Below are 26,420 nucleotides of genomic sequence, written 5' to 3' on the forward strand. Positions count from 1 at the left end.
TTATTTTTCTCCCTTCACAAGTTTTTCGTATTCATTCGTAGCTACCCAATGTTCCACTAGGACTAGCTGAGGGATCTTTTCTTTTAGCTGTTCATTTACAGCTAGTTCTCTTTGGGCGATATAAATCGTTTCTTCTTGGATTTTGAGCTGTTCGATTGGTTCCTTTAAGATAACAAACTGTTTTTTCTCTTTTTTTGCTAATTGACTTAAAATCGCCATGCCCATGGTTTGTGAACCACGTCTATTATTTTTATACAAAAACACAACGTTGACGGGCGACTTTTTCTGTTCTATTACTTCTACTCTCTCTTTTTTTTCTTTCCAATTTGGTTCGTGGATTGCTTTTTTTATTCGTGACAGCAAGATATCTGTTTCCAAAAAGTGATTCAATACGAAAATTTGACTTTGAGGTACTTTTTCTCTTGCAAGATCCGCTAATTCATGTTGGACGATAACAAGCTGATTTACTTGATTGTTCAATTCATAGACAGAGCTGTATCCAACAGCGAGATCAATTTTTTCCGCTGCTAATTTTTTCTTCAGCAGGGCAGCTCCCATAGCGCTTGATCCCATGCCTGAGTCACACGCAAAAACGACAGAATGAATGGTAGATAGTTCCAAAATTTCTCCCCTTTCTTTGACCGTGTTGTCTCCTTCTTCTTTTTTCGGTAATTTCAATAGCAGCGTTGCACAAATGAAGGTCACAAATGTACTGATTGCTATCCCTATACTTACCCCAGCTAGTTGCGGATAAGGCGTATTGGCAAAAATCACGAGTAGTGACCCGGGCGATACAGGTGCAGCTAATCCCGTATCTAACCATTGAAATATCAACGTGCCGCTTGCCCCACCAGCCATTACAGCTAAAAATAGATACGGTCGCAGCAAGACAAATGGAAAATAGATTTCGTGAATCCCGCCAATCGCATGGATCATCAATGCTCCACTCGCATTTACTTTTTCCTGTTTTTCTGCAAAACAAAGGATAGCAAGTAAGATCCCTAAACCAGGTCCCGGATTTGCCTCCATCAAAAACAGGTAAGAGTACCCGACTGTTTGTGAGAATTCGATTCCTAAAGGTGTCAACACACCATGGTTGATTGCATTATTAAAAAATAGTACTTTTAGAGGTTCTAGGATCAAACTGACAAGCGGCAACAGATTCATTTTGACTAGCCAAGACACGACGGAGACAAGCAACAGGTGGAAACTATTTAAAGCTGGCTCAATAAAAACGATTCCAATTATACAAATAATACTACCAATCAGCCCTACTAGTAAGTTGCTGACAAGCATTTCATAACCACCTTTGAATTTCGCATGAAATCTAGAAACAAATTGTTCATACGAGATGCCGGCAAGCGGCCCTATAATCATCGCTCCTACGATTTGCGGGGCATCGGAACGAGCAATCAACCCTAAAGAAGCGATTGCGCCCGCGACTGCTCCTTTTTGTCCCCCTACCGATTTTCCGCCTGAATAGCTGATCAAGATTGGTAAAAGCAGTTGAATCATCCAGTGGCATACCTCTTCCAACGTGGCGTGCAAATCGCCAGACACACCTTTCATTACTAATGACAAGATTCCCCAAGCAATAAACAGACTTAGGTTTGGCATGATCATCTCATTCAAGTGGTGTCCGGCTTTTCTCAGTTGTTTCGTAAACACTCGACTGTTGCTGTTTGCTTTCCATTTGTATTCCATCTTTTTCACCATACTTCTATTTATTGATAGACGGATTTTATGTAGAAAAAGCAGCAAACGAAAACCGTCTGCCGCTTTCAGCTATCTGGGAACTATTTGCCTGGTTCAGACGCAATGATTGCTAGTTCACCTTGGACCGTCCACTCAGAAACGCCACTTGGAATGATACAGCTTGTTCCTTTTTCTAATGGATATGTTTTTCCGTCAACAACAAGGTCTCCTGCTCCTTCAATCACTGTCATCAACGTATAAGGGGCTTGTTTTTTGAAAGATGCGATTCCTTTAATATCCCACTCATATACATTGAAAAACTCAGTTTCTAAATAAGTGACGATCGATGAATTCCCTTTTCGAACTTCTTTGATTTGTAGTTCTGGTGTTTTGGCAGGGACAGTTGTTACATCGATCGATTGTTGGATATGCAGCTCTCTTGTTTGTCCTTGCGCATCTTTTCTGTCGTAGTCATACACGCGATAGGTCGTATCGGAGCTTTGTTGTGTTTCTAAAATCATGATCCCTTTACCAATAGCATGGATCGTTCCGCTTGGTACATAAAAGAAATCACCTTTTTTAACTGGTACTTTCTTCAAAAGATCATCCCAGCGCCCATTTTTGATCATCTCAGCTAGTTCTTCTCTTGTCTTTGCATGATGACCGTAGATGATTTCTGCACCAGGTTCAGCATCGATGATATACCAGCACTCAGTTTTTCCTAATTCACCTTCATGTTTCATCCCATAGGCATCATCTGGATGTACTTGTACAGATAGATCATCTTCTGCATCTAAGATCTTGATCAATAATGGAAACACTGGTTCTGAAGGATGGCCAAACAATTCCTTGTGTTCTGACCATAGTTCATCTAATCTTTTCCCTTTGAATTCGCCATTTTCTACTACACTGACACCATGAGGATGCGCACTGATCGCCCAATCTTCTCCGATTTTATCGTTAGGGATATCAAAACCGAAGACTGAACGTAAGCGGCTTCCTCCCCAAATTTTTTCTTGAAAAACTGGTTTTAAAAACATAGGTTCTTGCATAATTCAAACTCCTCTCATTTTTCATAGCTATTATAGCATTATTTCTGTAATACCGCTTTCTCTTTCAAAAAATTTTCAACAATTTCATCTCGACATATGAGATACTCCGCACGATGATCGACAGGATGTACGCGATTAGACAAAAATATCAACGCTTCTTGTGTTTTTATATCAATCAAGAAAAACGTACCTGTATAACCAGTATGAAAAAGAATCGCATGACCGTCTCCTACATCTTTTTTTAAATCCCACCCTAGAGAACGATAGCCATTTCTTTCTGGAGTTTGATCTTGTAGCAAAGAATCAATCGTTTCTTCTTCTAAAAACCGACCATTACTGATTTTTCCCTTGTTCAAATACATTTGGACAAAAGTAATGCTGTCGTTCAAATCGATAAAGAGCCCAGCATTTCCTGCATGTTCAGCTAAAACTCTTGCTTTCGGATCATGAGTTTGTCCACGCAAAACCTCACCCGAAGGCAGTTGTTCTGTGGGAACGATTTTTTTGGAAGGAAAAGGAAGAAATAAGCTGTTCATCATTTCTAATGGTTCCAATACTTGTTCTTGAAAGACTTCCACTGCAGTTTCTTGGTAAATTTTTTCCAGCATCAATCCAAGAAGAATCGTTCCGGCATCTGTATATTTTACTTCTTTTCCTAGTTGCTCACCTGGTTCTAGCTTCAAATAAGCGGCAATCAATTCTTCCTGAGATAGCTCATCTCTGTTTGGTATCCATGTTTTGATATCAGAAGTATGTGTCAGTAAATGACGCAAAGTGATTGTCTGATTTTCGAATTCAGAAAGATATTTATGCAGTGGTTGATCGAGTTCTATTTTTCCATCTTCTAATAGACGCAAAACTAATGAAGTGGTTGCAACGACTTTCGTCAGTGATGCTGCATCAAACAACAGATCTTCTGTCATCGGCTGTTTTTCAGGAACGACTTGGGCAAAGCCAGCTGTAAATGATTCTACTTGATTTTCTTTGATGAAGGCGGCTGCTACACCTGGATAAAATCCTTCTTCCATTTTTTTCAAAATAAGCTGTTTCGTTTGTGGGTACATCTTTTTCTCCTGCTTTTCTGTCAGATTCTTACAGTCCAAGCTTAAAGCTTAATCTATGAGGAATCAACCTTTTTACACAAAAAAACTGCGCGGAAAACCACGCAGTTTCATTCGGTATACTGTTTGCTCTTTCTATCTCTAGAACAAGTGATAGTATGACCGTTCATAAAATGACGAGACATGCGACAATCGTTAAGAAAGAAAAAGTTAAGCGTCGCATCGAATGTCAGTTTTATTCTTTTCTTTTGGCTCACTGACGAACCACCATTCGATTCCTATGGCATCATAGATTGTGAGTACTGTATGCTTTTTGTCCAAGAAGAAATCGACTGATAATTGCTGCAAATGAGCAATCAGTCCTTCCATGCTTTCAGTATCAATCATGAATTTCAGAAAATCAAGTCCAATCACTTCATCTGTAGGCAAATCGATGGCACCACCACTTGCTTCTGTCAATCCAACATGGAAGTCTCCTTCATTCAATACATGGATGCCCTCTTCTTCATTATGTACCTTCAAACCAAGGACACGATTAAGAAATTGGCGTTCTTTTGCTAAATCAGTAACATTTAAATGGATTTTTTCAAAATAAGATCCTGCTGATAGTTTACTGAATTTTTCTTCAGATTTTCTTAACAACGCTTCTTGATCCATCGTCTCTGGAACTTCTCTTTGGTCATTCTTATTCTCTTCATGGTAAATTTCTAATTCATTCTCTTCTGGGTCTACGAGTAAAATCCCCATACGTCCATGATCTTCTAAAGCTTCTTTGATTGGATAATTCATTTTACGAATACGGCAAAGAATATCTGCCAGTTCTTCTGTGCTAGGGATAATCAATGAGAAACGGTTCAGCTTTTTGATCTTCCCCATGTGATCATTCGCTCTAGGACTTTCTTCCAGCAGCAACATTTCACTTCCAGCTTCTTCTGTTCCTAAAATGGCTAATTCGTTTTCTTCTCTTTTCAAATCAAAGCCAACAACGTTCTTGTAAAAATCAATCATTTTATCTCGGTCTTTCACCCGAATGGCTACACTTTTTAAATAGGTGGCAGCCCCCAATTGAAAATCTCTCATATTTCTTGCTCCCCTCTACGTCAAGCTTTATTTTAACGATGGATTCTTCTTCTTTCAAGCAATAACTTTGTTTTTGTTAAAAAAAGTGTGAGAAACTTCGCATTTTACTTGTTTTTTGTAAATAAATGAGTAAAAAACCACATGAAACTCATTTTCTTGAAATGTGCTTCATGCGGTAAAGAAAAATAATAAATTTGTACGTTTCTATGAAGCTTCTTCTTCAGAAAACTGACTGTTATAAAGATCTGCATAGAATCCGTCTTTTTCCATCAATGTATCGTGGTTTCCAGTTTCTACGATCGAACCATGATTCATCACAATAATGTTGTCTGCATCGCGTATTGTAGACAAGCGGTGAGCGACAACAAAACTTGTTCGGTTTTCCAATAGGCGGTTCATCGCTTTTTGAATCAGTATTTCTGTTCGTGTATCTACACTAGATGTTGCTTCATCAAGGATCAGGACATCCGGATTTGCTAAGAATGCCCGCGCAATAGTGATCAGCTGACGTTGCCCTTGCGAAATATTGCTTGCATCCTCGTTTAATACAGTGTTATATCCTTCTGGCAATTTACGAACAAAATCATCTACGTGAGCGGCTTTAGCAGCTTCAATGACTTGTTCATCTGTTGCATCGTCGTTCCCATATTTGATATTGTCATAGATACTTCCTGTAAACAGCCACGTATCTTGCAGTACCATTGAAAACTGTGCGCGCAATTCATCACGTGAAAGGTCACGGGTATCTACACCATCGTAACGAATACTGCCTCCAGAAACATCGTAGAACCGTTCAAGAAGGTTGATCAGTGTCGTCTTTCCTGCACCGGTTGGCCCTACAATAGCGACCATCTCACCAGGTTTGACATCCAAGTTGAAATCAGTCATTAGCAAGTTATCTGGTGTGTAGCCGAATTGAACATTTTCAAAACGAACTTTGTATGGTGTATCTTTTTCTTCTGGAAGGCCAGATTTTTCATTGGACATCTCTTCTTCATCCAACACTTCAAATACCCGTTCGGCTGAAGCAACCGTTGATTGGATAGTGTTCATCAAACTTGCAAGTTGAGTGATTGGTTGAGAGAACTGTGTCGTATATTGCAAGAATGCTTGAACATCCCCTAATGTCATGTTCCCATTTGCAACTTTTACTCCGCCTAGTACAGCGACGAACACATAGCCTAGATTTTTAACGAAATTCATCAACGGCATGATGATTGCCGAAATAAATTGAGCTTTCCAACCAGCGGCATACAGATTCTGATTTTCTTTTTCAAATACTTCCTGATCTTTTTCAGTATGATTGAATGTTTTAACGATCGTATGACCACCATATGTTTCTTCTACTTGGTTATTCAATAAACCTAAACTTTTTTGCTGATCTGCGAAAAACACTTGTGATCTTGGCGCAACGACCATAACGATGATCAAGCTTAAAGGGATCATCAATAACGCGACTAACGTTAATTGCCAGCTGATTGAAAGCATCATCACGATGACCCCGATCAATGTGACTGCACTAGTTACAAATTGAGTCAAATTTTGTTGCAGCGTGCTTGCGATGTTATCCATATCATTGATTGCTCGAGACATGATATCGCCATTTGTATGTGTATCATAATAGGAAATCGGTACACGATTCATTTTGGCTTCCAAGTCATGACGCAACTCATAAACTGTCCGCTGTGAAACACGTGTCATAATAAACTGCTGTAAAAAGTTGAATACAGCTGAGATCAAATACATCACGATTACTGTTGCAATGATTTGCGCAATTTTATCAAAATCTATCGGAAATTTTGTTACTTGTTGCCCTTGTTGCATCTGTTGCGCGCCAGCCATTACACCTTTGAATATTTCTGTAGTTGCTTTCCCCAAAACTTTTGGTGTTTGGATTTGGAAAATCACGGCTGCTATTGCTAGTACAAATACAGCGATGATTGCAACCATACGTTTAGACATATAGCCAAACAATCGGCGTACTGTTCCCCAGAAATTTTTAGGCTTTTCCCCTTTTACACCGAGATTCCTGCCAGGTCCGCCGTGTCCTGGACCGCCTGCTGGTCCGTGAGAGGGACGTGTGTTTGTTTTACTCATGCTAAGTCCTCCTCTCTTAGTTGTGAATGAACGATTTCTTGATAAGTTTCATTTGTTGCCAATAGTTCTTCATGTGTTCCCTTGCCAACTAGTTTTCCTTCATCTAGCACAAGGATCATATCTGCATCCATTACTGTACTTACTCGTTGAGCAACTAAAACCGTGATACTTTCTTTCATATTCGTTTTCAATGCTTGGCGAAGATTGGCATCCGTTTTGAAATCCAATGCTGAGAAGGAATCATCAAACACATAAATGTCTGCTGTTTTGACTAATGCTCGTGCAATTGCTAGACGCTGTCTTTGTCCGCCGGAGAAGTTTCCTCCTCCTTGTTCCACATGGCTATCTAATCCATCTTCCATCTCTGAAACAAAATCTTTAGCTTGTGCGATTTCTAACGCTTTCCAAATCATTTCATCTGTTGCATCCGGCTTACCATACTGCATATTGTCTCGGATCGTTCCAGAGAAAAGAACTGCTTTTTGAGGAACAAAGCCCATTAGCTCCCGCAAATTATATTGAGTCATTTCACTGATGTCCGTTCCGTTTATTTGGATCGAACCAGATTCGATGTCATATAATCGGGGGATCAAATTGACTAAGGTCGTTTTACCTGAACCAGTTCCTCCTATGATTGCGACGATTTCGCCTGACTTAGCTTGAAAATCAATATCTTCCAATGCAAGTTTTTCTGCTCCATGATATCGATAATTGACATGATTGAAGGCCAATGTTGCTTCTTTTCCAGCAAAAGAAACGGTTTTAGGATTTTCAGGGTCATGGATACCGATTTTTTCATCCAACACCTCATTGATACGATCAGCTGAAGCTTGTGCACGAGGTACCATGATAAAAATAGCGGAAAGCATCATAAAGCTGATCAAGATCTGCATCGCATAAGTCATAAATGCAATCAGATTACCGACTTCCAAGGTCATATCTGCTATGTAGTGTCCACCAAACCAAGTGATTGCTACGTTTGTACCGCTCATGATCAATGTCATCATCGGCATCATCAATGCGACAATCGTATTAACTTTGATTGCTGTATTTGTATAATCTTTATTCGCTAAATCAAAACGATTTTCTTCAAAGCGTGTCTTATCGAATGCGCGGATGACTCTGACACCTGTCAACCCTTCTCGAAATACCAAGTTCAAACGGTCAGTTTTCTTTTGCATGCTTTTGAATAATGGAACAGCAAAATACATGATTCCACCAATCAAAATAATCATTACTGGGATGACGACTAAGAAGATTTTTGTCAACTGATGATCTTTTTGATAAGCAAGTATGCTTGCGCCAATCAACGTGATTGGTGCATTGATCATCATACGTAAAAACATTTGTGTGACCATTTGGATTTGAGTCACATCATTGGTTGTTCTTGTGATCAAAGAGGCCGTTCCATATTTGTCAAACGCATCTTTTGTCAGGCTCTCTGATTTTTTATAGACATCCGTACGCAATTGCTTACCCAGTTTCTGTGATTCTCGAGTAGCAAAAAATGTATTTGCAATAGCAGCTAAGATACTGATCAAAGAAAAACCGATCATCACAAAACCTGTATGCCAAATATAATCGACATCTCCTTGCGCTACCCCTTTATCAATGATATTGGAGGTAAGTGTCGGCAAATATAAATCTGCCAGTACTTGGATCACCATGAAAACTGCAGCTGCAATTGCTGAAGTCAAGGAGATCCGTTTTACGATTTTTAGCATCTAGTTCCCTTCTTTCTATTTATATACTCCGTTTTTCAGCCAAGAAAGTTTCAAATTGAATTCACTGATTGCTTGCTCTACTGAGTAATCTTCAGATGTTGAAAATAAGCGATACGAATGCGCAATTGTTGTAAATACAGTATTCATCACTAATTGGATCAGTAATTCCAATTCATGATCATTTTTTACTTTCAGCTTCGTCCGATCAATCAATTCAAGCAACTCTTTTGCATCTTGTTTGTGTTCTTTATGTGGATCGTGAGGCGATTTTTGGCGACTCGTATGAGGAGCGACTTTTCTTGAGGCACGGTAATCCATGTTCATAAACAAGTTACGATAAAAAGAAGCATTCTCACCTTCCAAAATCTCATAAATCATTTTAGAAAAATAGGATTCGAATCCTTTGAATAGATCACCATCGGATTCTTTCATTAGTTGCAACATATCTTTAGAGCTGTCACGTCTCATTGTCTCAAAGTAATAAAAATAAAGATCCTCTTTATCTTCAAAATACTGATAGAAACTGCCTCTAGGGATATCCGCTAATTTGACGATATTAGCAATCGAGGCTTCTTTCAAAGGTACTCTAGAAAACTCGATTCTCGCCGCTTCAATTAACCTTTTTTGTTTTTCTTTCGGCAAATGGAAAAATGTCTGTGTCGGCATATGGATCCTCCTTTCTTCTAAGATGACACATTGTCATATGACGCTATGTCATTATAACACCTCCCACCTGTTTCGCAAGACATTTGCATAGTTTTTTTTCATTATTATCCGATACATTAAAAAAGTGATAAGAGGAATCCTTCCATTTGAATTAATGAGAGCTGCCCATTAAAATAGCCACATACTAAACAAAGGATGAGATAAATGGCCCAATCAATTAGTGTCCAAGACTTCAATAAATTGCCGCTCGATGCTGACAGCATCGTTTTAGATACAAGAAATACTTTAGATTACACAAAAAAACACTTAAGCCACTCGCTTTCTATCCCCGCTGCTATCTTGCCAAGACAATTAAAAAATCTAGATCCAAAAAAACTTTATTATATTCTAAGCTATACAGGCAGACGATCAGAAGCATTAGCCGATCAACTTACTGCTAGCGGATTTCGTGCTGTTTATATCATTGGTGGGATGGAAGCTCTTCAGTCAAGCGTTGCTTGAACATTGCTTGTTAGATTCAAAAGAGGCTGTGACAAAAATCGTGTCACAACCTCTTTTATATCCTGTCTTTTTTAGTTATTTATTCTTCAACCTTATCAATATGACTTGATAGCCTTTTCTTTTTCGAGTAAACTGATTTTGTTAGTCATAGTTATAACAATCATAGCAATAAAAGGAGAAGGTAAGCATATGGCATCTGTTTTAGTAGTCAAAGGTCATCCCCTAACTGCAGAAGAATCACGTACAGTTAAGGCGTTGACGTCTTTTTTAACAAGTTATAAAGAAACTCATCCAGATGATGAAGTGACTGTTTTGGAACTTTATCGCGATGATATTCCAGAAATCGATGAAGAATTATTATCAGGTTGGGAAGCATTACGTGCTGGTGCAGAATTCACTTCCTTATCAGAAAGTCAACAACAAAAAATCGCTCGTTTCAATGAATTGACAGAGCAGTTCCTTGCTGCTGATAAAATCGTTATCGCAAACGCCTTATGGAATCTAAATATCCCAACAAAATTAAAAGCTTGGTTCGATACTGTCAATGTAGCTGGAAAAACGTTCCGCTATACAGAAAACGGGCCAGAAGGATTAGTGACAGGTAAAAAAGCGCTGCACATCCAATCTAACGGCGGTGTATACAACGGACAAGACTTTGCCTCTCAATATGTAAAAGGTATTTTGAACTTTGTAGGCATCAATCAAGTAGATCAACTATTCATCGAAGGAATCGATTATGACCCTGACCGTGCAGATGAGTTGATGCAAAATGCATTAGATAAAGCTGCTGCTTTAGGTAAATCATTTTAAAATTGAGGTAAATGTATATAAAAGAGACAGAGGGAAAAATCTTCAAAGCAACATTTGTGCTTTGGAAATTTTCCTCTGTCTCTTTTTGTTATTCTTTCTGCTTTTTCAACGGATTTTCTTCATAAAGAGAAGAAATCGTTGTGTACCATTCAAAAACATGAGTAATCACTACTTTAGCTGCTGCATAAACAGGAATCCCTAAGATCACACCAACGATCCCAAACAATTTCCCTGACGTCAGCAGAACTAATAAGATCGTTACTGGATGGATTGCTAACTGATTTCCCAATACTAACGGAGAGATCAAGCGTCCTTCTATTGTCTGTTCTACTGCAAAAACGATTAGTACCTTGATGATCATGAATGGACCTGCCACAATAGCTAAAAAGATGGCTGGAATCATTGCTAAAAATGAACCTAAGTATGGGATCAGATTTAAGAACCCTGCAATGATCCCCAACGTGACAGCATATTCTAGACCAATGATTGCAAAACCAATCATAAACATGATTGCCACAGCAAAAGCCACAGTTAGTTGCCCTCTTATATATGAAGAAACTTGACTATTCATTTCACTCAGCACATTCAACGTCGGTTTTTGCATGCGCGTTGGTAAAAACTTGACGAAATAAGGGGCTAATCGCTTACCATCTTTCAATAAATAAAATAAGATAAACGGCATCGTCAGCAAAGCTACTAAAATAGTCGCTACCGCACCAACAAAACTCCCAAGACTCTGAACTGTACTCTTAGATATGTCTTGGATCATATCACCTGCTGAATTCATGAACTTATCACCTGCTGTTTCTAACTGTTCACGAAATTGGTTGAACAGCGGGTCTCTCAAGATCTCGGTCAATTTGTTATCGATCGTATCAACGTATTGAGGAAAGTTACTGATAAAGCTGACTGTTTGTTCCTGGATCTTAGGTATGATCACTACGCTTCCCCATACGATTAATGCAACGACCAAAACAAACAGCCCAATGATACTATAGAGCCTTGGTACTTTTCGCTTCTCAAAGTAATCAACTACCGGATTCATCAAGTAATACAAGATGCCTGCCAGAATAATAGGTAGTCCTACGATTGCTAAAAATTGCCAGATCGGTGCAAACAAATAAGAAACTTTTGTAAATAAAAAGACGATCAGCAATATTAACAATACAACAAGTAAAGCTGTGACCACTTGATTATTTAAAAACCAGCGCCAAAACCAAGACACCGGTCTGTTCTTCTTATTTTTCCCTTCCATAAGTCCTCCTGTTAGTTATAAATAATTTGGCTTCCCAAACCAATAGCAGGCAGTTCATGCGGATGGAGATAGATTCCGTTTGCAATTTGTCCTTCTTCTGGACAGGTATCAAAAATCAATGATACGTGAGCTACCGTCTCTAAATTTCCATTGGCCATCGGACCGACATAATCGATCGTATACGACTGATCATCAAAAGTAATCGTTCCGCCTGCTTTCAAAGAAAAAGGTTCGTCTTTCGACACCTCTTGAATCACCGAATATTTTCGCAAGGCAGCTGTTGCTGTTTTATCGAACAAAATCAGCATCGGTTCTTCCTTGTTTATTGCTTCTGTTCCAATTTCTGTAATCGTTGCCTGAATCATCGCACTCTCTCCTTTACTTGCTTTCAAAAACAGTATAACACATTCTCATTCTTTAGCCGTGGGGAATAATTATGTGATAGAATAAAAACGAAAACTATTTCATTACCATTAGGAGGAATCAGCTCATATGATCGAAAAGATAATTTTAGGAACCTATACACGCCGCGAAAGCAAAGGAATCTATACGATCGATCTTGATACAGAAAAAGAAGAATTATCCAGTCTTTCATTGGCTGTTGAAGAGAACAGCCCTACTTACCTAGCAAAAAGCAAAGCTGGCAATCTTTACACGGTTACCAGTGTAGACGGATTAGGTGGTGCCGGTGCGTACGACAAGGATTTTCATTTTTTGAATGCGGTAACAGAGTCTGGGGCTCCTTTATGTTATGTAGCGGTTGATGAAACACGGCAATTGCTCTATGGGGCCAACTACCATAAAGGCGAAGTAAATGTCTATCACCTATTAGGAGATGGCGAGCTGAAAGCAGCGGATTCAGTATTCCATCAAGAAGCGACAGGCCCTCATAAAAACCAAGATCATGCGCATGTCCATTATACGGATCTGACTCCTGACCAACGATTAGTCGTGTGTGATCTTGGTACAGATCGTGTGTATACTTATGATGTGTCCGAAAACGGCAAATTGAATCTTGTAACTACCTTCACTGCAGAGCCAGGAACAGGCCCTCGCCATCTCGTCTTTCATCCGAATGGACAATTCGCCTATTTATTTGGTGAATTAGACAGCACAGTCCGAGTGCTTTCTTATGATAAAGAAACAGGTGATTTTGAAGAATTACAGAAAATATCGACCTTGCCAGAAGAATTCGACGGTGAAAATGGAGGGGCTGCTATTCGCATTTCCAATGATGGCAAGTTCCTTTACGCTTCTAATCGGGGACACAACTCGATTGCCGTATTCGCAGTTTCCGAAGATGGTTCTCACATCCAAAATAAACAAATCATCTCAACAGAAGGCGATTTCCCTCGCGATTTCGCACTAGATCCAAGCAATGGTTTTGTCGTATGTGCTAATCAGAATACCGATAATCTGACATTATACCGCCGTCATCCTGAAACAGGATTACTGGAATTATTGCAAAAAGATGTCTATGCACCAGAATGTGTCTGTGTTTATTTTGATCGTTAGCAAGAAAAGGAGAATAAAATGAATCAGCAAGACGTATTAGACAGGTTGCGGGAAGAACTGAATATTCCTTTCTTTGATGGGAAAATCGAAGATAAAGAGTATAGCGAAGAGGAATATCAGAAACTCAAAGCCGATTTACAGAACTACTTTGAACAATATGTACGGAATGTAGAAAACTAATCAACCTTCCATACTATCTGAAAAGGACATCAGCGCAAGACTTTTTCGTCTGTTCTGATGTCCTTTTCTATAAATAAAAAAACCGCCGAGTTGGTTAGACTCTGCGGAAAAGGAGTATTTACTCAATTTTGAGTAAGTACAAGGTTGTTGGTTATAGGTATGTTCTTATCATAAAGGATTTTGTTCACTCTATCATAAAGACAATATTACATTTATATTAGATAACTCTAGTTTTTATTGTCATCAAATTTTTCTTTTATTTTTTCAATAACAAATTAGTCATTTTTTGGATGGCAGCTGTCAATTGGTCAGTCGCTTGGTCTTGTTTTGCTTCAGATGTATTGAATAAATCTTTATCTACCCCTGACTCAAGATCAATACTTTGAATCATTTCTTCACAGCCTGCTACATATGAAAGATAAGCTTTTTCAAAATTTTTATGAATGCCCATTGCTTTTGCTGGTGGGCGCAATGTACTGACTTTCTTAAGCATTGCCCGATATTTTTTTGTTCCTTCTTCAAATAACTGGACGGTCTCTTCAAGAGTCGATCTGTCCAGTTCACTTGTTTTTCCTTCATCGATTGCGTTTCTGATCACTTCATATTTCGGATGCATTCCTTCTCCGATTGCTTCGGTTTCCTTGACGATTTGATCGATGGACTGCACATAATAGCCAATATTCGGTAACATATTTGTTTTCCTACTTTCTCCATTGTTGTTATTATTTATTCTACTTGTTTTTATCCTCAAATGACAAGTACTTGAAAAAATTTAATGGTTTCTATACAGCTCGCCATTCTTATTCGTGCTCAAAGAAACCATCTGCTAAACTATATTGTTTCCCTGCGACAATGTCATATTGGATCAATTGATATTCGTCGTAAATCTCTTGTTGCGAGCGATTGAATTGCGCTTCTTTATACCACTGTCCGTTTTGATAGTACAGTTCTCGTTCAAACGCCGGAAGTTCTTGTTCTAATGATAAAAGCAGCTGATAAAAACCATTCGTTGTCTGATTCGTCTGTTCCATTAGATTCGCTACAAAATAAAAAGGACTGGTTATTGCATCTTGAGTCGTTTTCTTTTCTAATTTTCCTTTACTGTCAAACATCAAGAATTGTGTTTCATGCAATGTTTGTTTATCATTTTTGGCTTGGATGGTATCTGAATAGATCCCTGGCAGATGATCCCCCCAAAAAACAACTAGAGTCCTTCTAGAAAGATTCTTCAGTTCTTCCGTGAATTGCTTCAGTGCCGTGCTGCTATAGGAAATATCTTGCAGATAATTCTCTAAGTCAAGCGTCCCACTTCCATCTGAAATCTCTGCAGAATAGCCCAGTCTATCATACTTTCCATTGTAAGGCATATGTGTCTGCATCGTGACTAAATGAATGAACTGAGGTGTTTTTTCTTCCTTGAGAAGTGTCATTACTTCTTTGTAAGCTGACTCATCAGAAATATATGGATTATTCTCTATCGTATCCGTGTAGGTCATCGTACGCTCGCTGATGAACTGGTCAAATCCTAATGTCTGATAAACATCCTCTCTTTTATACATCGAAGTATTGTATGGATGGATCGCTGTCGTCTGGTATGATTGTGCGTTTAACGCTGAAACGATAGAAGGAAGCTGATCCATTTTTGGCACTAGCATCGTGTAAGGAGTGGTGAGTTGCGCATTAAACAACGCCATAGAAAAACCAGTCAATGCTTCGAATTCGATATTTGCTGTTCCACCGCCATAGTTTTGAGAAAGCATATTGCCACTATATGTTTGATCAGCTACTTCATAATAATCTGCCAATGGCTCACCAGATACTTCTACGCCGTTTAATCGACTAGGATCTGAGAAACTTTCACTCATTACGAACACGATGTTCGGCGACTCTTCCTCTACAGCTTTATTTTTTTCATCGGCTATCTTCTGGTATTTTTCAGTGATTTCTTTGATCTTTGCTTTCGAATATCCTTCAGGTTCATCCATTGGTTCTACCTTCAGATTGTACAAAAACCCACCGATAAAACCAGTGTTATAGTAGTTCATTTTCTGGCTGTAAGGTATCCATAGTGCCGTTTTATTATATGCTTTTCGCAACAAATTATCGGGATTGTTGAAATTACTGATATACCCTAGCAGTCCAATTGCCACAAGCAGTGTCGTTAATCGGATCAATTGGAATCGCCTTCCTTTTTTCAGGCTTCGAAACATGTACCAGCAGAACAATCCTAGCACGGTTCCTGCGGCAGCTAAGATCACTGTAAACAGCATAGTGCCGGTCATATCTTTCAGCAATCCGATTTCAGTGATCATCTTCAAATCGTCTGGATAAATCGGTTCTTGCCGATAACTCATTTTCATATAATTTGCAAAACCTAATACACCGATGGCTACGACATACGTAAGGGAACCTAAAGGGACAGATCCTGCTAGTGCAATCAGAAAAATAAGAATAATCAGCAAGACGAAACAGGCTAAGAAGAATTTTTCCGTATGCCAAGAAAAAGCAAATTTCAACGCAAGGTCTACGGATAGATCATTTTGACACCACTGCAAAAATAAATTACTAAAAACAACAAGAAAAAAGATACTGATGATCGCTACTGTTCCTTTTAAAATCTTTTTCTGTTTGGTTGAAAGTCTGCTTATATATCTTTTCAAATGCTTGCTCCTTCATTTCTATCAACAAAAGAATGTTGTTTCTCTTATTTTAGTTGTACGAAATTCGAAAGTAAAGAACGAAAAGAAGAATTAATGAAATCCAAATATTCTCTTTCTTTATGACCTTTCTGGTTTCTTTAATAAGCGGACTTTTCGTACTCCAGAAATTTTTTCTAGCTGTTGTTTCACTTGATTGAGCTGTTCAAAATCAGTACTGTCTATGTCAATCAATATGTAGACATGCTCATTCTTATGATTACGCGATATATCTGCGATCACTAGCTCGTTCTTATTCAGCAGAGAAAATATCTCTGCTAATATATTGGTTTTCTTTTGATAAAATATAGTGAATCGAAACGGCGCTTGGAAAAACATTCGTGCGGATGGATAATTGACCGCTTCTCTAACCGTACCGAACAAAAGATAATCTTTTAAGGCTTCAACTGCCAAACGTCCGCTGTCTGCCAAAGCTTCCTGAGTCGATCCCCCTAGATGAGGCAACATAAGTATACGGTCATTTTCTAAGAACTCTTCTTCTGGGAAATCAGTCACGTATTTGGCCAGATGTTGTTTTTCCAATGCTTGCATAACAGCATATTTATCAACGATTTCACTTCTTCCTACATTGATAAGTACAGCATCTTTTTTCATTTTTTCTATATTCGCCTGATTGATCAATCCTTTTGTATCTTCTGTCAACGGCAGCATGACTACGATGTAATCCGAGGTAGAAAGAACTGTTTCTAAATCTGCTTGCCGAACATAATCCAACTGGGCATCGCGGATAGAATAACCCAAGACATCCATCCCTAAGCCATAGCAACTTAGCGCTACTTTTGTGCCTATCGCGCCAAGACCAAGAAGACCGATGGTTTTGCCTTGCAATTCTCGTCCCACATAAGTACTTCTTTTGTTTTCTGCCTGTTCTAAAATATTAGGACCTGTTAGTGTTTGTACCATACGACTTGCTTCGATTATCGGACGGGAAGATAAGAGCAAACAGCACAAAACAAGCTCTTTTACTGCATTAGCATTTACGCCTGGTGTATTCATGACGATCGTCCCGTTTTCAGAAGCTTTTTCAACGTTGATCGTGTTCACCCCAACACCAGCTCTTGAAATTGCTAGCAAATCTGGTGTAAGCCATTCATCTTTCACTTTCGTACTACGAATGACTATTCCTTCGGCTGGCAAATCATCTATTATTTTGAAATATTCCCCTTGTAACTTTTCTATCTCTTGTTCTGGAATAGCATCAATCAAATGAACGTGATACATAAAACCCCCTCCTTACTAACAAGTATCTCGAAATTACTGCAATTAGACAACTGTTTACCATTTGACTTCCTAGAAGCAAAAATAGCAGCTAGAGCAGAGTAGGCTTAGCGATAAAAATAAGGCCATGGCAAGTTACTGCCATAAGCCTTATTTTTGAGAGCAAAATATTGTGGGTGAGATTTCTTGATAAATGGTGTTCAGTTAGCTAACATTGATAATAAGACAAAATTTCAAAAAAGTTGAAAAGCAAATTTCGTCAATCTCTTCTTTTTTCTTAAAACTAAGCGGCTTTTTCACAACCTCTTTTTATCTAATAACAACGGTTTCCAACTCAACTAATTTTGCCCATGTTTCAATTTGATCTGTTGTTAGATTTAGCGAGACAACGGTATGATGACCGCCACCTGCCTGAATCCATGAATGGACACCTTCATGGAAATTCGGTTTAGTTTTCCATAGCACACGTGCAACAGGCAAATTAGGTGCTTCAGTTGTGGGTTCAAAGGCTTCTACTTCATTGATCAGCAGTTTATAATGCGTACCGAAGTCTGCCATCGATACGACTACCCCTTCTCCTGCTTTCCCATCAAATACAAGACGCGCCGGATCTTCTCTATCTCCCATTGATAAAGGAGAAACAACGATTCTTGGTTTCGTCGCAGCAAGCGTCGGATCTACTTCCATCATATGGGATTCCAAGATTGCTTCTTGGCCACTAGCTAGCTCGTAAGTATAATCTTCCATGAATCCTGTATCTTTTCCTCGAGCCATGATTTTCAGCAACCGATCAATCGCTGCAGTTTTCCAGTCGCCTTCCCCAGCAAAACCGTATCCTTCTGCCATCAAACGTTGTACAGCTAGTCCAGGCAGTTGTTTCATTCCATAAAGGTCTTCAAAATTAGTCGTAAAAGCGTTATAGCCTCCTTCTTCTAAGAAACGGCGAATACCGATTTCCTGCTGAGCTTGTACTTTTACATGTTCTTCCCATGTCTTTTCTTCATAATCACCATAGTCGAAGGTATACAATTCCTTGTACTCTTCAAATAATTGTTCGACTTCTTCGTCTGATACGCGATCGATTACTTGTACAAGATCTCCGATACCAAAATAATCAACAGTCCAACCAAATTGAATCTGTGCTTCCACTTTGTCTCCTTCTGTGACACCCACGTTTCTCATGTTGTCACCAAAACGAGCCACTTTTATTCCAAAACTTTCATTATAGGCTACTGCAACATCCATCCAATCAGCAATCTCTTTTTGAATCTCAGGTCGTTTCCAGTAGCCAACGACGATTTTATTTTGTTTATTTAATCGAGCATTGATGAACCCATATTCGCGGTCACCATGAGCGGATTGATTTAAATTCATGAAATCCATATCGATCGTTTTCCAAGGAATGCTTTCGTTATATTGCGTAGCTAAATGAAGCAATGGTTTTTGTAGAAGCTTTGTCCCACGGATCCACATTTTTGCTGGTGAGAAAGTATGCATCCAAGTGATCACACCTGCTACTTCTTCTCGATAATTGACCTCTTTCATGATTTTTGTGATCGTGTCAGCGGTAACTGCTAATTCTTGAAGGCGGATAGGATAAGGCAATTGGCCGTTTTCATTCAATTCATCAACCATTTCTTGTGCATGTTTCTTTACTTCTCGCAGTGCTTCTTCCCCATATAAATGCTGTGATCCTACAACAAACCAAAATTCTTTTTCTCCAATATTCAACATAATTAGCCACTCCTTTTATTTGTGTTGTCCGTAATACGCATTTTTTCCGTGTTTTCGTAAATAATGTTTATCTAAAATCCGTTGAGGCAGCTCTTCTGAAAATGAATTAAGCTGTCTGGTAAATAAATTCATCTTGCATACTTCATCTAGTACGACTGCGTTCATTACTGCACTTTGCGCATCTTTCCCCCAAGTAAATGGACCGTGTCCGTGTAAAAGTACCCCTGGAATTGCTAAGGGATCAATTTTGCGTTCTTTGAATGTTTCTATGATAACTTTTCCTGTTTCATATTCGTACCCGCTGTCGATTTCCTGTTGTGTCAAAAATCGAGCACAAGGTACCGATCCATAAAAAGTATCTGCATGCGTCGTCCCCATCGCAGGAACATCCAATCCTGCTTGTGCCCAGATCGTCGCCCATGTCGAGTGAGTATGGACGATTCCTCCGATTTGAGGAAATGAACGATATAAAACAGCATGAGTAGGCGTATCCGAAGAGGGATTGAGTTTACCTTCAATGATATGATTGTCCAAGTCCACAACGACCATGTCGTCTGCTGTCATCTCTTCATAACTGACCCCGCTAGGTTTGATAACGAAATATCGTGTTTCAGGATCAAAAGCGCTCACATTTCCCCATGTATATTTGACAAGTCCGTGTTTAGGCAAGTCAAGATTTGCTTGGTATACTTCTTCTTTCAGTTGTTCCAGCATTTTCTATCACTCCTTTTTCTTGCAATTGATGAATCGCTGTTTTTTCAATGTCGATCCCCTCACGGTAACGACTCATAAATATCTGATAGCCTGCTATTTCTTCTGCTGAAGGTGTGATGGTGATTCCTTGGTCTTGTCCAAACACGTCTTCTGCCAAGAAGTTTTCTAAAGATTTCCCATGCTGATCTATCATATAGGCTGCTAATAACGCGATCCCCCACGCTCCACCTTCTCCGGCTGTGTCCATCACTGTAACTGGTGCCTCCATAGCAGATGCTAGAATCCGCTGTCCAGCTTCTGGTGTTTTAAAAATCCCCCATGCCCCACTAAACGATCAATTTGGACATCCTCAGATTTCAATATATCCATTCCGATTCTCATTGCGCTAAAAGCACTGGCTAAATGGATTCGCATGAAATTCGCTAAATCAAAACGGCTACCTGGTGTACGTACAAATAATGGCCTTCCTTCATTTACTCCTGTAATGTTTTCACCGGAAAAATAACCATAAGAAAGTAATCCCCGCAATCCGTATCGCCTTCTAGCGCTTTATTGAATAATACCGTGAATAATTTATCTCTGCTTATCTCCATACCCAAAGAATTGGTAAATTCTTCAAAAATACTGACCCAAGCATTGATATCCGAAGAGCAGTTATTCGTATGAACCATGCCTACTAGTTCTCCTGAAGGTGTAGTGACCATGTCGATTTCCGGATGGACATTTTCTAGTTCTTTTTCTAATACGATCATAGCGAAGGCGGAAGTACCAGCCGAAATGTTCCCTGTGCGTTTGGCTACACTATTCGTAGCGACCATACCGGTTCCTGCATCTCCTTCTGGCGGACAAATCGGGATTCCTGGCTTCAGGTTTCCCGTAGGGTCAATCAGATAAGCCCCTGATTCGCTTAACTTGCCAGCTTCTTTTCCTGCTACTAGAACTTTAGGCAAAATGTGATCCAAATCAATCGCTACATGCTCTTTTTCGACTAACTGACCAAAAATATTTTTCATTTCTTGATGATAGGTTTTCGTTGAAGGATCGATAGGAAACATGCCTGATGCATCTCCTACGCCTAGTACTTTCTCACCAGTAAGCTGCCAATGAACATATCCTGCAAGCGTTGTCAAAAAATTAATTTCTCTCACATGTTCTTCTTTATTCAAGATAGCTTGATACAAATGAGCGATACTCCATCTCTGCGGAATATTGTATTGGAATTTTTCCGTTAATATTCGTTCTGCTTCTTCAGTGATTGTATTCCGCCAAGTACGAAATGGTACTAGTAACTGTTCCTTGCTATCAAAAGCTAGATAACCGTGCATCATTGCACTGAACCCAATCGACCCGATCGTTGTAAGATTCTCGCCATAGATTTCGAATACTTCTGCTGCCATTTTTCGGTAACTGACGCGCAGTCCTTTCCAAATATCTTCTAATGAATAGGTCCAGATACCATTTTCTAGTTTGTTTTCCCACTCATAACTACCAGCGGCAATAGGAGTAAAAGATGAATCAATCAATACAGCTTTGATTCTAGTTGATCCAAACTCAATTCCTAAAGATGTACGACCATCTATGACATCTAACATACTTTGCGCATTTACTTCCTTCATAATGATTTAACTCCCTCCTTCTCGTCAAACCTGATCAAACCGTCTTTTTTAGTAGCGCTTACAATGATTATTGTATACTTTTGTACGTACATGTCAAGTGGTTATTTTCAAGAATATAATAAAAAACGCTTGTTTTGTACGTACATAAGTTATAGAATGAAATTGCTTACAAAATCTGATCAGCCGCCTTCTCGAAATTCTAGAAGGAGAGAATACGAAGCTGAACAGGAATTCGAACAAATCCAGCTGAATGTCAAACAAGAAAAGACAACCGTAACTTCTTGGCATACTTTGTTTTTAGAAAAGTATCGTTCGTTAGTTATTGCCGGTATTGGTGTAGCAGTATTCCAGCAATTTCAAGGAGCTAATGCTATTTTTTACTATATTCCGCTGTTCGTAGAAAAAGCGACTGGGCATGCAGCGAGCGATGCATTGATGTGGCCGATCATCCAAGGAATCATTTTAGTTGCTGGTTCTTTGCTCTTTTTGGTTATTGCAGACAAGTTCAATCGGCGAACTTTATTGAAAATAGGCGGTAGCGTGATGGGACTTTCTTTCATCCTACCAGCTGTTTTAGGAACTGTACTGGATGCTCATACAAATTCGTTGTTAATTCTCTTGTTTTTATGTATTTATGTCGCATTTTATTCTTGCACATGGGCTCCACTGACATGGGTAATCGTAGGCGAAATATTCCCATTAGCTGTCCGCGGGCGAGCATCTGGCCTGACCTCTTCTTTTAATTGGATTGGTTCTTTCCTAGTCGGCTTGCTTTTTCCTGTGATGACTGCTTCTATGTCTCAAGAAATCGTTTTTGGTATTTTTGGGATCATCTGCTTTTTAGGAGTTTTATTTATTCAAGAGATCGTACCGGAGACTCGTGGGAAATCTTTAGAGGGAATCGAACAAAGTGCATCTAAAAAAACTTATCCTAAACGTATTTCTATCCATCATTCTTAAAGTGGTCGTGACAGAAGTGGTCAGCTTCAAGAAATAAGAAGGAACCGCTTAGTTTCGAGTCACAAGGACCAAGTTCAAAAAACAGTTTCTCATGTTTGATGATTTTTGTCACAGCCCCAAATTGATATAAAAAATAAGAGGCGGTAAAAACCCGTCTCTTATTTTTCGTTTTCTTTTACTGTTTCCCGTTCAACTAGTACAGGCTCATAAAGAATATTCGGCTGTACCTGTCCTTTTTCAATCGTTGTGACGATCCACCGTGCGGCATCTTGTCCCAACTTTTCTTTTGGATGAGTCAATGTTGTCAATTTTTTATTTCCTAAATGGCTTAAAGAAGAATCGTCTGTTCCTACGATCGATAGGTCATCTGGAATATGATAGCCATTTTCTGTCAACTTATCTAGCAATAAACTAGCTATTTGATCGTTATAGCAAATGATGCCATCTAAAGCTTGTTCTTCTTTCAACCGTTGTACTGTTTTTTCAGCAATTGTTTCTCGTGTTTCCGTGGTGAAAGTAATGATATCTTTTGTCAAAAATCGCACATTATACTGTTCACACGCGCTGATAAAACCTTTCATCCTGTATTTTCCTTGAAGATCGTCGATTTTTGTGATGAACAACAGACGTTGATGTCCTTTTTTTATCAAATATTCTGCTGCCATAAAACCGACTTTCACATCATCTAAACAAATATAAGAGGCATTTAACTCTTCATAAGCAGCATTGATCATCACCATCGGAATGCCTTTTTCTCTCAAAGCAACATAAAGTGCTAAGTTTGGGTTATACTGATTACTTTTCGTAGGCTCAACGATTAAACCATCTACTCCATAAGCAATCATTTTCTTCAAACACTCTTTCTCCAATTCGTGATCGTTATTCGTACTGGCTAAAAGCAATGAATACCCAGATTCTCGTAATTCGTTTTCGATTCCTCGGATAATCGACGGAAAAATATAATCAGAGAGATATGTGGTGATGACACCGATCGTTTTTGTTCTGTTCAATGGTGTTTTTTCTTTCTTATAGCTGTCATCTACATATGTGCCCGATCCTTTTTCTTTACGCAGATAGCCCTCATTTACCAACACAGCGATTGCTTGCCGAATCGTATGTCTGCTGACGGCATATATTTCTTGCAGCTTGAATTCTGAAGGAATGGTTGTATTTACTTCGTATTCCTCATGAAGGATCTTTTGTTTTATCTCATCTGCAATGTCTTGATATTTTGCCATTTACCTTGCCCCTTTTTATTTGTACGTACATATATCATAACGAGTCTGCAAGGTTTATTCAAGCAAAAATCAAGGTTTCTTGTTCTCATAAGTCATACGGTACAGGTTCATCAAATTCTGGAAATCCTTGCTCATTCCACGTAAAGCATTGCGCGTTCGCGTGCCGATTGGGATTGTCTAATGGATCCCCTTTTTGGTTCTTCTCTGGTCGAGCATGATAAATCAAAATATCAAAGCATCCATCTTCTGAAATCGTAAACGAGTTGTGACCAGGCCCAAATTGCTTATTTTTTTCAGAAGAAACGAATACTGGCTCCGATAATTTATGCCATGATTCATTTAATAAAAGATTCTTGTGCTCATCAGCCCACAGCAGACCCATGGCATAGTTTTCATCCGTTGCACTACCAGAATACGTAATGAATATTTTCCCATTACGAGTAAGGACTGCTGGACCTTCATTTACTGAAAAACCCCGTTTTTCCCATTCATACTCAGGTATAGAAAGGAGGAGTTGCTCTCCCTTTAACGTCCAAGGATTAGCCATTTCGGATAGATAAAGATTAGAATTCCCAGCAATTTCAGGATCTTGTTGAGCCCACACGTAATATAGCTTTCCCTGAGAAGAGAAAGTTGTTCCATCTAAACTGAAAGTTTCCCTTTTCGTTTTTATTTGTCCCTTTTCTATCCAATCTGTATTCATTGGATCCATATGCTGATTTTCAAGTACGAACATGCGGTGATGATGGGATTCATCACGTATGGTTTTATGATTGCTTGCAGCAAAGTAAATGTACCATTTTCCATTGATATAATGGACTTCAGGTGCCCAGATCAATTCACTCATCGGTCCTTCTTCATGAGCCTGCCATACAATCAGGCTTTCAGCATGTTCTAATTCATTCAGTGACTTTGCCCTTCTTAATTCAATCACTTGGTAGCCGGGAACCGATCCTGTAAAATAATAATAACCATCTGTATGTTTATATACCCAAGGATCTGCCCGTTGCTGAACGATAGGATTATTATAAAGTGTCTTCATCATAACAAATTTCCTCACATTTTCTTTATTCTAATTACATTCCAAGAGTATTTTTCTATCCCTACATTTAACTCGTCATGTTTTTCTATTGAAAAATAGTTTATTTCAGGTTTTATCTTTTCTGGTTCTTCACGTGTATTTTTGTCCAATAGATCACTACTGGTCAATGTGTAGTGCTCTCCTTGATCTAGCAAATTAAAATCATGTTCAATCGTTACATTTTGTTGTTCATTAGTGCGATTAATCAAGAAAATAGTCAGTTGATTGCCGTTATCTACGACCACACTGTCTACATAAGGAACTTTTTTTATCTTTTCACAATCATAAACAGGGCAAATGATTTGTTGTTCCAATACTTGACCTTTAGCATATTTCGATAAGTGTTGCATCACATAGTAAGTTGGATTCTTCCATGCTTGGCCTTTAGCATCTGTTAGTATTAAAGGTATTGTGTTTACTAACAATGATTGACAACTAATCTTTACGCGATCTGCATGTCGTAAAATAGCCAATCCTAATGAACCAAATAATAATGTATCCTCCATAGTAAAGTAACACCAATCAATGGGACTACCGATTTCAAAATCCCTGTGTCTTTTTTCCGGTTGGGCATGTACGTTCCATTCATCGAACGCTAGATACATTGTTTTCTCACTTCTCAAATATCCTTTTACATAATCACAAGTAGCAACGATCTCTTCAATTTGACGATCGAATCGATAAGCTTTTGCCAGGTATGTCGCTGTATCATCACGCTCATTTTTAGGAGGTTTAGTCAAGTCTTCTTCATCATACTTGTCAATATAGTTATGCAAAGCTAAATAATCTACGTTCTCATATGCTTCTTCTAATGCGATACGATCCCATTCAGGGTACGATGGTAAACGTGGCGTAGAGCTTCCAACTAAGATTGTTTCAATTGAATCATCTACTAACTTCATGACTTTCGAGGCTTCATTTGCTAACCTACCATATTCATAAGCACTCTTAGCACCCACTTGCCATGGCCCATCTAGCTCATTCCCTAAACACCATAATTTAACGCCAAAAGGTTTTTTTTGCCCGTTTTTTATTCTCAAATCACTCCAGAAGGTTCCTTTTGGAAAATTACAATATTCTACTAAATTTTTTGCTTCATCGATTCCTTTTGTTCCTAAATTCACTGTGAATATCGGTTCCGCTTGTACATGACTGATCCATTTAAAAAATTCGTGGATTCCAAAAGAATTTGGTTCTATACCTCGCCATGCTAAATCAATCTTTTTTGGTCGCCGTTCTTTCCTACCTATAGTATCCAACCAATCATAACCAGATGTAAAGTTCCCTCCAGGATAGCGAATGACACCTAATTCCAATTCCTTTACATAAGAGAGGACATCTTGTCTAAACCCGTCACCATCAGCTGTTTCATGGCTCGGTTCATAAATCCCTGTATAGACGACACTTCCCATATGTTCAACAAATGAGCCAAACAGCCGAGAACTGATCTCTCCTACTGTAAAATCCTCTCTGATTTTTACTTTTATTTCTTCGTCCAACAGCTTT

The 26,420-nt window shown here is 38.9% G+C and carries 23 protein-coding genes and 2 pseudogenes; 6 read left to right on the plus strand and 19 right to left on the minus strand.

From position 1 onward, the window contains the following. The 7 genes from FTX43_RS02350 to FTX43_RS02380 form a co-directional block, all read right to left on the minus strand. A complete protein-coding gene (locus FTX43_RS02350; RefSeq protein ID WP_142644575.1) occupies positions 1 to 1,704 on the minus strand; it encodes a PTS transporter subunit EIIC in 1,704 nt (567 codons plus the stop codon). Positions 1,705 to 1,796: 92 nt separating this feature from the next. Continuing rightward, on the minus strand, positions 1,797 to 2,747 hold the full coding sequence (manA, locus tag FTX43_RS02355) for a mannose-6-phosphate isomerase, class I (protein WP_002314101.1): 951 nt from the start codon (positions 2,745 to 2,747) through the stop codon (positions 1,797 to 1,799). A gap of 38 nt (positions 2,748 to 2,785) precedes the next feature. Then, a complete protein-coding gene (locus tag FTX43_RS02360; RefSeq protein WP_070872596.1) occupies positions 2,786 to 3,811 on the minus strand; it encodes a serine hydrolase in 1,026 nt (341 codons plus the stop codon). Positions 3,812 to 4,018: 207 nt separating this feature from the next. Beyond that, positions 4,019 to 4,888, minus strand: coding sequence for a VOC family protein (locus FTX43_RS02365; RefSeq protein WP_002310085.1), 870 nt, complete (start codon positions 4,886 to 4,888; stop codon positions 4,019 to 4,021). A 204-nt stretch (positions 4,889 to 5,092) separates the two neighbouring features. Continuing rightward, the gene (locus tag FTX43_RS02370) at positions 5,093 to 6,985 is read right to left on the minus strand and encodes an ABC transporter ATP-binding protein (protein WP_002314102.1); all 1,893 of its coding nucleotides are present in this window, start codon (positions 6,983 to 6,985) and stop codon (positions 5,093 to 5,095) included. Continuing rightward, the gene (locus FTX43_RS02375) at positions 6,982 to 8,709 is read right to left on the minus strand and encodes an ABC transporter ATP-binding protein (RefSeq protein ID WP_002314103.1); all 1,728 of its coding nucleotides are present in this window, start codon (positions 8,707 to 8,709) and stop codon (positions 6,982 to 6,984) included. The genes FTX43_RS02370 and FTX43_RS02375 overlap by 4 nt, the downstream gene beginning before the upstream one ends. Before the next feature lie 15 nt (positions 8,710 to 8,724). Beyond that, positions 8,725 to 9,375 carry a TetR/AcrR family transcriptional regulator gene (locus FTX43_RS02380; RefSeq protein ID WP_002310082.1) on the minus strand — a complete coding sequence of 217 codons (651 nt, stop codon included), beginning with the start codon at positions 9,373 to 9,375 and terminating at the stop codon, positions 8,725 to 8,727. Between the two features lie 204 nt (positions 9,376 to 9,579). Between FTX43_RS02380 and FTX43_RS02385 the strand changes: the two genes are divergently transcribed. Next, positions 9,580 to 9,876: a rhodanese-like domain-containing protein gene (locus tag FTX43_RS02385; RefSeq protein ID WP_002291478.1), complete on the plus strand. Its 297-nt coding sequence runs from the start codon at positions 9,580 to 9,582 to the stop codon at positions 9,874 to 9,876. Positions 9,877 to 10,065: 189 nt separating this feature from the next. Beyond that, on the plus strand, positions 10,066 to 10,686 hold the full coding sequence (locus FTX43_RS02390) for an NAD(P)H-dependent oxidoreductase (protein WP_002310081.1): 621 nt from the start codon (positions 10,066 to 10,068) through the stop codon (positions 10,684 to 10,686). 88 nt (positions 10,687 to 10,774) lie between these two features. On the opposite strand, the gene FTX43_RS02395 is transcribed toward FTX43_RS02390, so the two are convergent. Both FTX43_RS02395 and FTX43_RS02400 read right to left on the minus strand, forming a co-directional pair. Continuing rightward, the gene (locus tag FTX43_RS02395) at positions 10,775 to 11,941 is read right to left on the minus strand and encodes an AI-2E family transporter (RefSeq protein WP_002291475.1); all 1,167 of its coding nucleotides are present in this window, start codon (positions 11,939 to 11,941) and stop codon (positions 10,775 to 10,777) included. 11 nt (positions 11,942 to 11,952) lie between these two features. Continuing rightward, entirely contained in the window at positions 11,953 to 12,306 is a 354-nt protein-coding gene (locus FTX43_RS02400) for a PTS glucitol/sorbitol transporter subunit IIA (protein WP_002291472.1), read from the minus strand. A 127-nt stretch (positions 12,307 to 12,433) separates the two neighbouring features. Between FTX43_RS02400 and FTX43_RS02405 the strand changes: the two genes are divergently transcribed. Further along, positions 12,434 to 13,456, plus strand: coding sequence for a lactonase family protein (locus FTX43_RS02405; RefSeq protein ID WP_002310080.1), 1,023 nt, complete (start codon positions 12,434 to 12,436; stop codon positions 13,454 to 13,456). An 18-nt stretch (positions 13,457 to 13,474) separates the two neighbouring features. Continuing rightward, on the plus strand, positions 13,475 to 13,636 hold the full coding sequence (locus tag FTX43_RS14860) for a hypothetical protein (RefSeq protein ID WP_002310079.1): 162 nt from the start codon (positions 13,475 to 13,477) through the stop codon (positions 13,634 to 13,636). 256 nt (positions 13,637 to 13,892) lie between these two features. On the opposite strand, the gene FTX43_RS02410 is transcribed toward FTX43_RS14860, so the two are convergent. Together FTX43_RS02410 and FTX43_RS02415 are read right to left on the minus strand one after the other, a co-directional pair. Continuing rightward, a complete protein-coding gene (locus FTX43_RS02410; RefSeq protein WP_002310078.1) occupies positions 13,893 to 14,327 on the minus strand; it encodes a hypothetical protein in 435 nt (144 codons plus the stop codon). A 109-nt stretch (positions 14,328 to 14,436) separates the two neighbouring features. Continuing rightward, positions 14,437 to 16,296, minus strand: a complete 1,860-nt coding sequence (locus FTX43_RS02415) for an LTA synthase family protein (protein WP_002314105.1) — start codon at positions 16,294 to 16,296, stop codon at positions 14,437 to 14,439. Here FTX43_RS02415 and FTX43_RS15080 point away from each other — a divergent pair, their 5' ends adjacent. Then, entirely contained in the window at positions 16,297 to 16,419 is a 123-nt protein-coding gene (locus FTX43_RS15080; RefSeq protein WP_002316803.1) for a hypothetical protein, read from the plus strand. Here FTX43_RS15080 and FTX43_RS02425 read toward each other — a convergent pair. From FTX43_RS02425 to FTX43_RS02440, 5 genes and pseudogenes are all read right to left on the minus strand, one after another. After that, complete coding sequence (locus FTX43_RS02425; RefSeq protein WP_002310075.1) at positions 16,414 to 17,574, minus strand: NAD(P)-dependent oxidoreductase; 1,161 nt, start codon at positions 17,572 to 17,574, stop codon at positions 16,414 to 16,416. The two genes, FTX43_RS15080 and FTX43_RS02425, sit on opposite strands and share 6 nt — an antisense overlap. A 306-nt stretch (positions 17,575 to 17,880) precedes the next feature. Then, the gene (araA, locus tag FTX43_RS02430) at positions 17,881 to 19,305 is read right to left on the minus strand and encodes an L-arabinose isomerase (RefSeq protein ID WP_002291462.1); all 1,425 of its coding nucleotides are present in this window, start codon (positions 19,303 to 19,305) and stop codon (positions 17,881 to 17,883) included. Positions 19,306 to 19,320: 15 nt separating this feature from the next. Then, a complete protein-coding gene (locus FTX43_RS02435) occupies positions 19,321 to 20,019 on the minus strand; it encodes an L-ribulose-5-phosphate 4-epimerase (RefSeq protein WP_002320379.1) in 699 nt (232 codons plus the stop codon). Beyond that, complete coding sequence (locus FTX43_RS15495; RefSeq protein WP_396015390.1) at positions 19,976 to 20,269, minus strand: hypothetical protein; 294 nt, start codon at positions 20,267 to 20,269, stop codon at positions 19,976 to 19,978. The genes FTX43_RS02435 and FTX43_RS15495 overlap by 44 nt, the downstream gene beginning before the upstream one ends. A 6-nt stretch (positions 20,270 to 20,275) precedes the next feature. After that, positions 20,276 to 21,635, minus strand: a pseudogene (locus FTX43_RS02440) (xylulokinase); the annotation flags it as partial. A 210-nt stretch (positions 21,636 to 21,845) separates the two neighbouring features. Between FTX43_RS02440 and FTX43_RS02445 the strand changes: the two are divergent. After that, positions 21,846 to 22,595, plus strand: a pseudogene (locus FTX43_RS02445) (MFS transporter); the annotation flags it as partial. Between the two features lie 158 nt (positions 22,596 to 22,753). Here FTX43_RS02445 and FTX43_RS02450 read toward each other — a convergent pair. The 3 genes from FTX43_RS02450 to FTX43_RS02460 all read right to left on the minus strand — a co-directional run bounded on the left by FTX43_RS02450 (position 22,754) and on the right by FTX43_RS02460 (position 26,401). Next, positions 22,754 to 23,833 (minus strand): GntR family transcriptional regulator, encoded by a 1,080-nt coding sequence (locus FTX43_RS02450; RefSeq protein ID WP_002310067.1) that lies wholly within the window; start codon positions 23,831 to 23,833, stop codon positions 22,754 to 22,756. Positions 23,834 to 23,918: 85 nt separating this feature from the next. Beyond that, positions 23,919 to 24,878 (minus strand): family 43 glycosylhydrolase, encoded by a 960-nt coding sequence (locus FTX43_RS02455; protein WP_147606706.1) that lies wholly within the window; start codon positions 24,876 to 24,878, stop codon positions 23,919 to 23,921. 11 nt (positions 24,879 to 24,889) lie between these two features. After that, positions 24,890 to 26,401 carry an alpha-N-arabinofuranosidase gene (locus FTX43_RS02460; protein ID WP_171794410.1) on the minus strand — a complete coding sequence of 504 codons (1,512 nt, stop codon included), beginning with the start codon at positions 26,399 to 26,401 and terminating at the stop codon, positions 24,890 to 24,892. Positions 26,402 to 26,420 lie beyond the last annotated feature (19 nt).

It is taken from the genome of Enterococcus sp. DA9 (genome assembly GCF_008000875.1).
GTDB lineage: Bacteria > Bacillota > Bacilli > Lactobacillales > Enterococcaceae > Enterococcus_B > Enterococcus_B lactis.

Excerpts from the sequence above, each read along its gene's own strand:
- FTX43_RS02350 (WP_142644575.1), bottom strand. The coding sequence starts at position 1,704 with ATGGAATACAAATGGAAAGCAAACAGCAACAGTCGAGTGTTTACGAAA.
- manA (WP_002314101.1), bottom strand. The coding sequence starts at position 2,747 with ATGCAAGAACCTATGTTTTTAAAACCAGTTTTTCAAGAAAAAATTTGG.
- FTX43_RS02360 (WP_070872596.1), bottom strand. The coding sequence starts at position 3,811 with ATGTACCCACAAACGAAACAGCTTATTTTGAAAAAAATGGAAGAAGGA.
- FTX43_RS02365 (WP_002310085.1), bottom strand. The coding sequence starts at position 4,888 with ATGAGAGATTTTCAATTGGGGGCTGCCACCTATTTAAAAAGTGTAGCC.
- FTX43_RS02370 (WP_002314102.1), bottom strand. The coding sequence starts at position 6,985 with ATGAGTAAAACAAACACACGTCCCTCTCACGGACCAGCAGGCGGTCCA.
- FTX43_RS02375 (WP_002314103.1), bottom strand. The coding sequence starts at position 8,709 with ATGCTAAAAATCGTAAAACGGATCTCCTTGACTTCAGCAATTGCAGCT.
- FTX43_RS02380 (WP_002310082.1), bottom strand. The coding sequence starts at position 9,375 with ATGCCGACACAGACATTTTTCCATTTGCCGAAAGAAAAACAAAAAAGG.
- FTX43_RS02385 (WP_002291478.1), top strand. The coding sequence starts at position 9,580 with ATGGCCCAATCAATTAGTGTCCAAGACTTCAATAAATTGCCGCTCGAT.
- FTX43_RS02390 (WP_002310081.1), top strand. The coding sequence starts at position 10,066 with ATGGCATCTGTTTTAGTAGTCAAAGGTCATCCCCTAACTGCAGAAGAA.
- FTX43_RS02395 (WP_002291475.1), bottom strand. The coding sequence starts at position 11,941 with ATGGAAGGGAAAAATAAGAAGAACAGACCGGTGTCTTGGTTTTGGCGC.
- FTX43_RS02400 (WP_002291472.1), bottom strand. The coding sequence starts at position 12,306 with ATGATTCAGGCAACGATTACAGAAATTGGAACAGAAGCAATAAACAAG.
- FTX43_RS02405 (WP_002310080.1), top strand. The coding sequence starts at position 12,434 with ATGATCGAAAAGATAATTTTAGGAACCTATACACGCCGCGAAAGCAAA.
- FTX43_RS14860 (WP_002310079.1), top strand. The coding sequence starts at position 13,475 with ATGAATCAGCAAGACGTATTAGACAGGTTGCGGGAAGAACTGAATATT.
- FTX43_RS02410 (WP_002310078.1), bottom strand. The coding sequence starts at position 14,327 with ATGTTACCGAATATTGGCTATTATGTGCAGTCCATCGATCAAATCGTC.
- FTX43_RS15080 (WP_002316803.1), top strand. The coding sequence starts at position 16,297 with ATGCTTGCTCCTTCATTTCTATCAACAAAAGAATGTTGTTTCTCTTAT.
- FTX43_RS02425 (WP_002310075.1), bottom strand. The coding sequence starts at position 17,574 with ATGTATCACGTTCATTTGATTGATGCTATTCCAGAACAAGAGATAGAA.
- araA (WP_002291462.1), bottom strand. The coding sequence starts at position 19,305 with ATGTTGAATATTGGAGAAAAAGAATTTTGGTTTGTTGTAGGATCACAG.
- FTX43_RS02435 (WP_002320379.1), bottom strand. The coding sequence starts at position 20,019 with ATGCTGGAACAACTGAAAGAAGAAGTATACCAAGCAAATCTTGACTTG.
- FTX43_RS02450 (WP_002310067.1), bottom strand. The coding sequence starts at position 23,833 with ATGGCAAAATATCAAGACATTGCAGATGAGATAAAACAAAAGATCCTT.
- FTX43_RS02455 (WP_147606706.1), bottom strand. The coding sequence starts at position 24,878 with ATGATGAAGACACTTTATAATAATCCTATCGTTCAGCAACGGGCAGAT.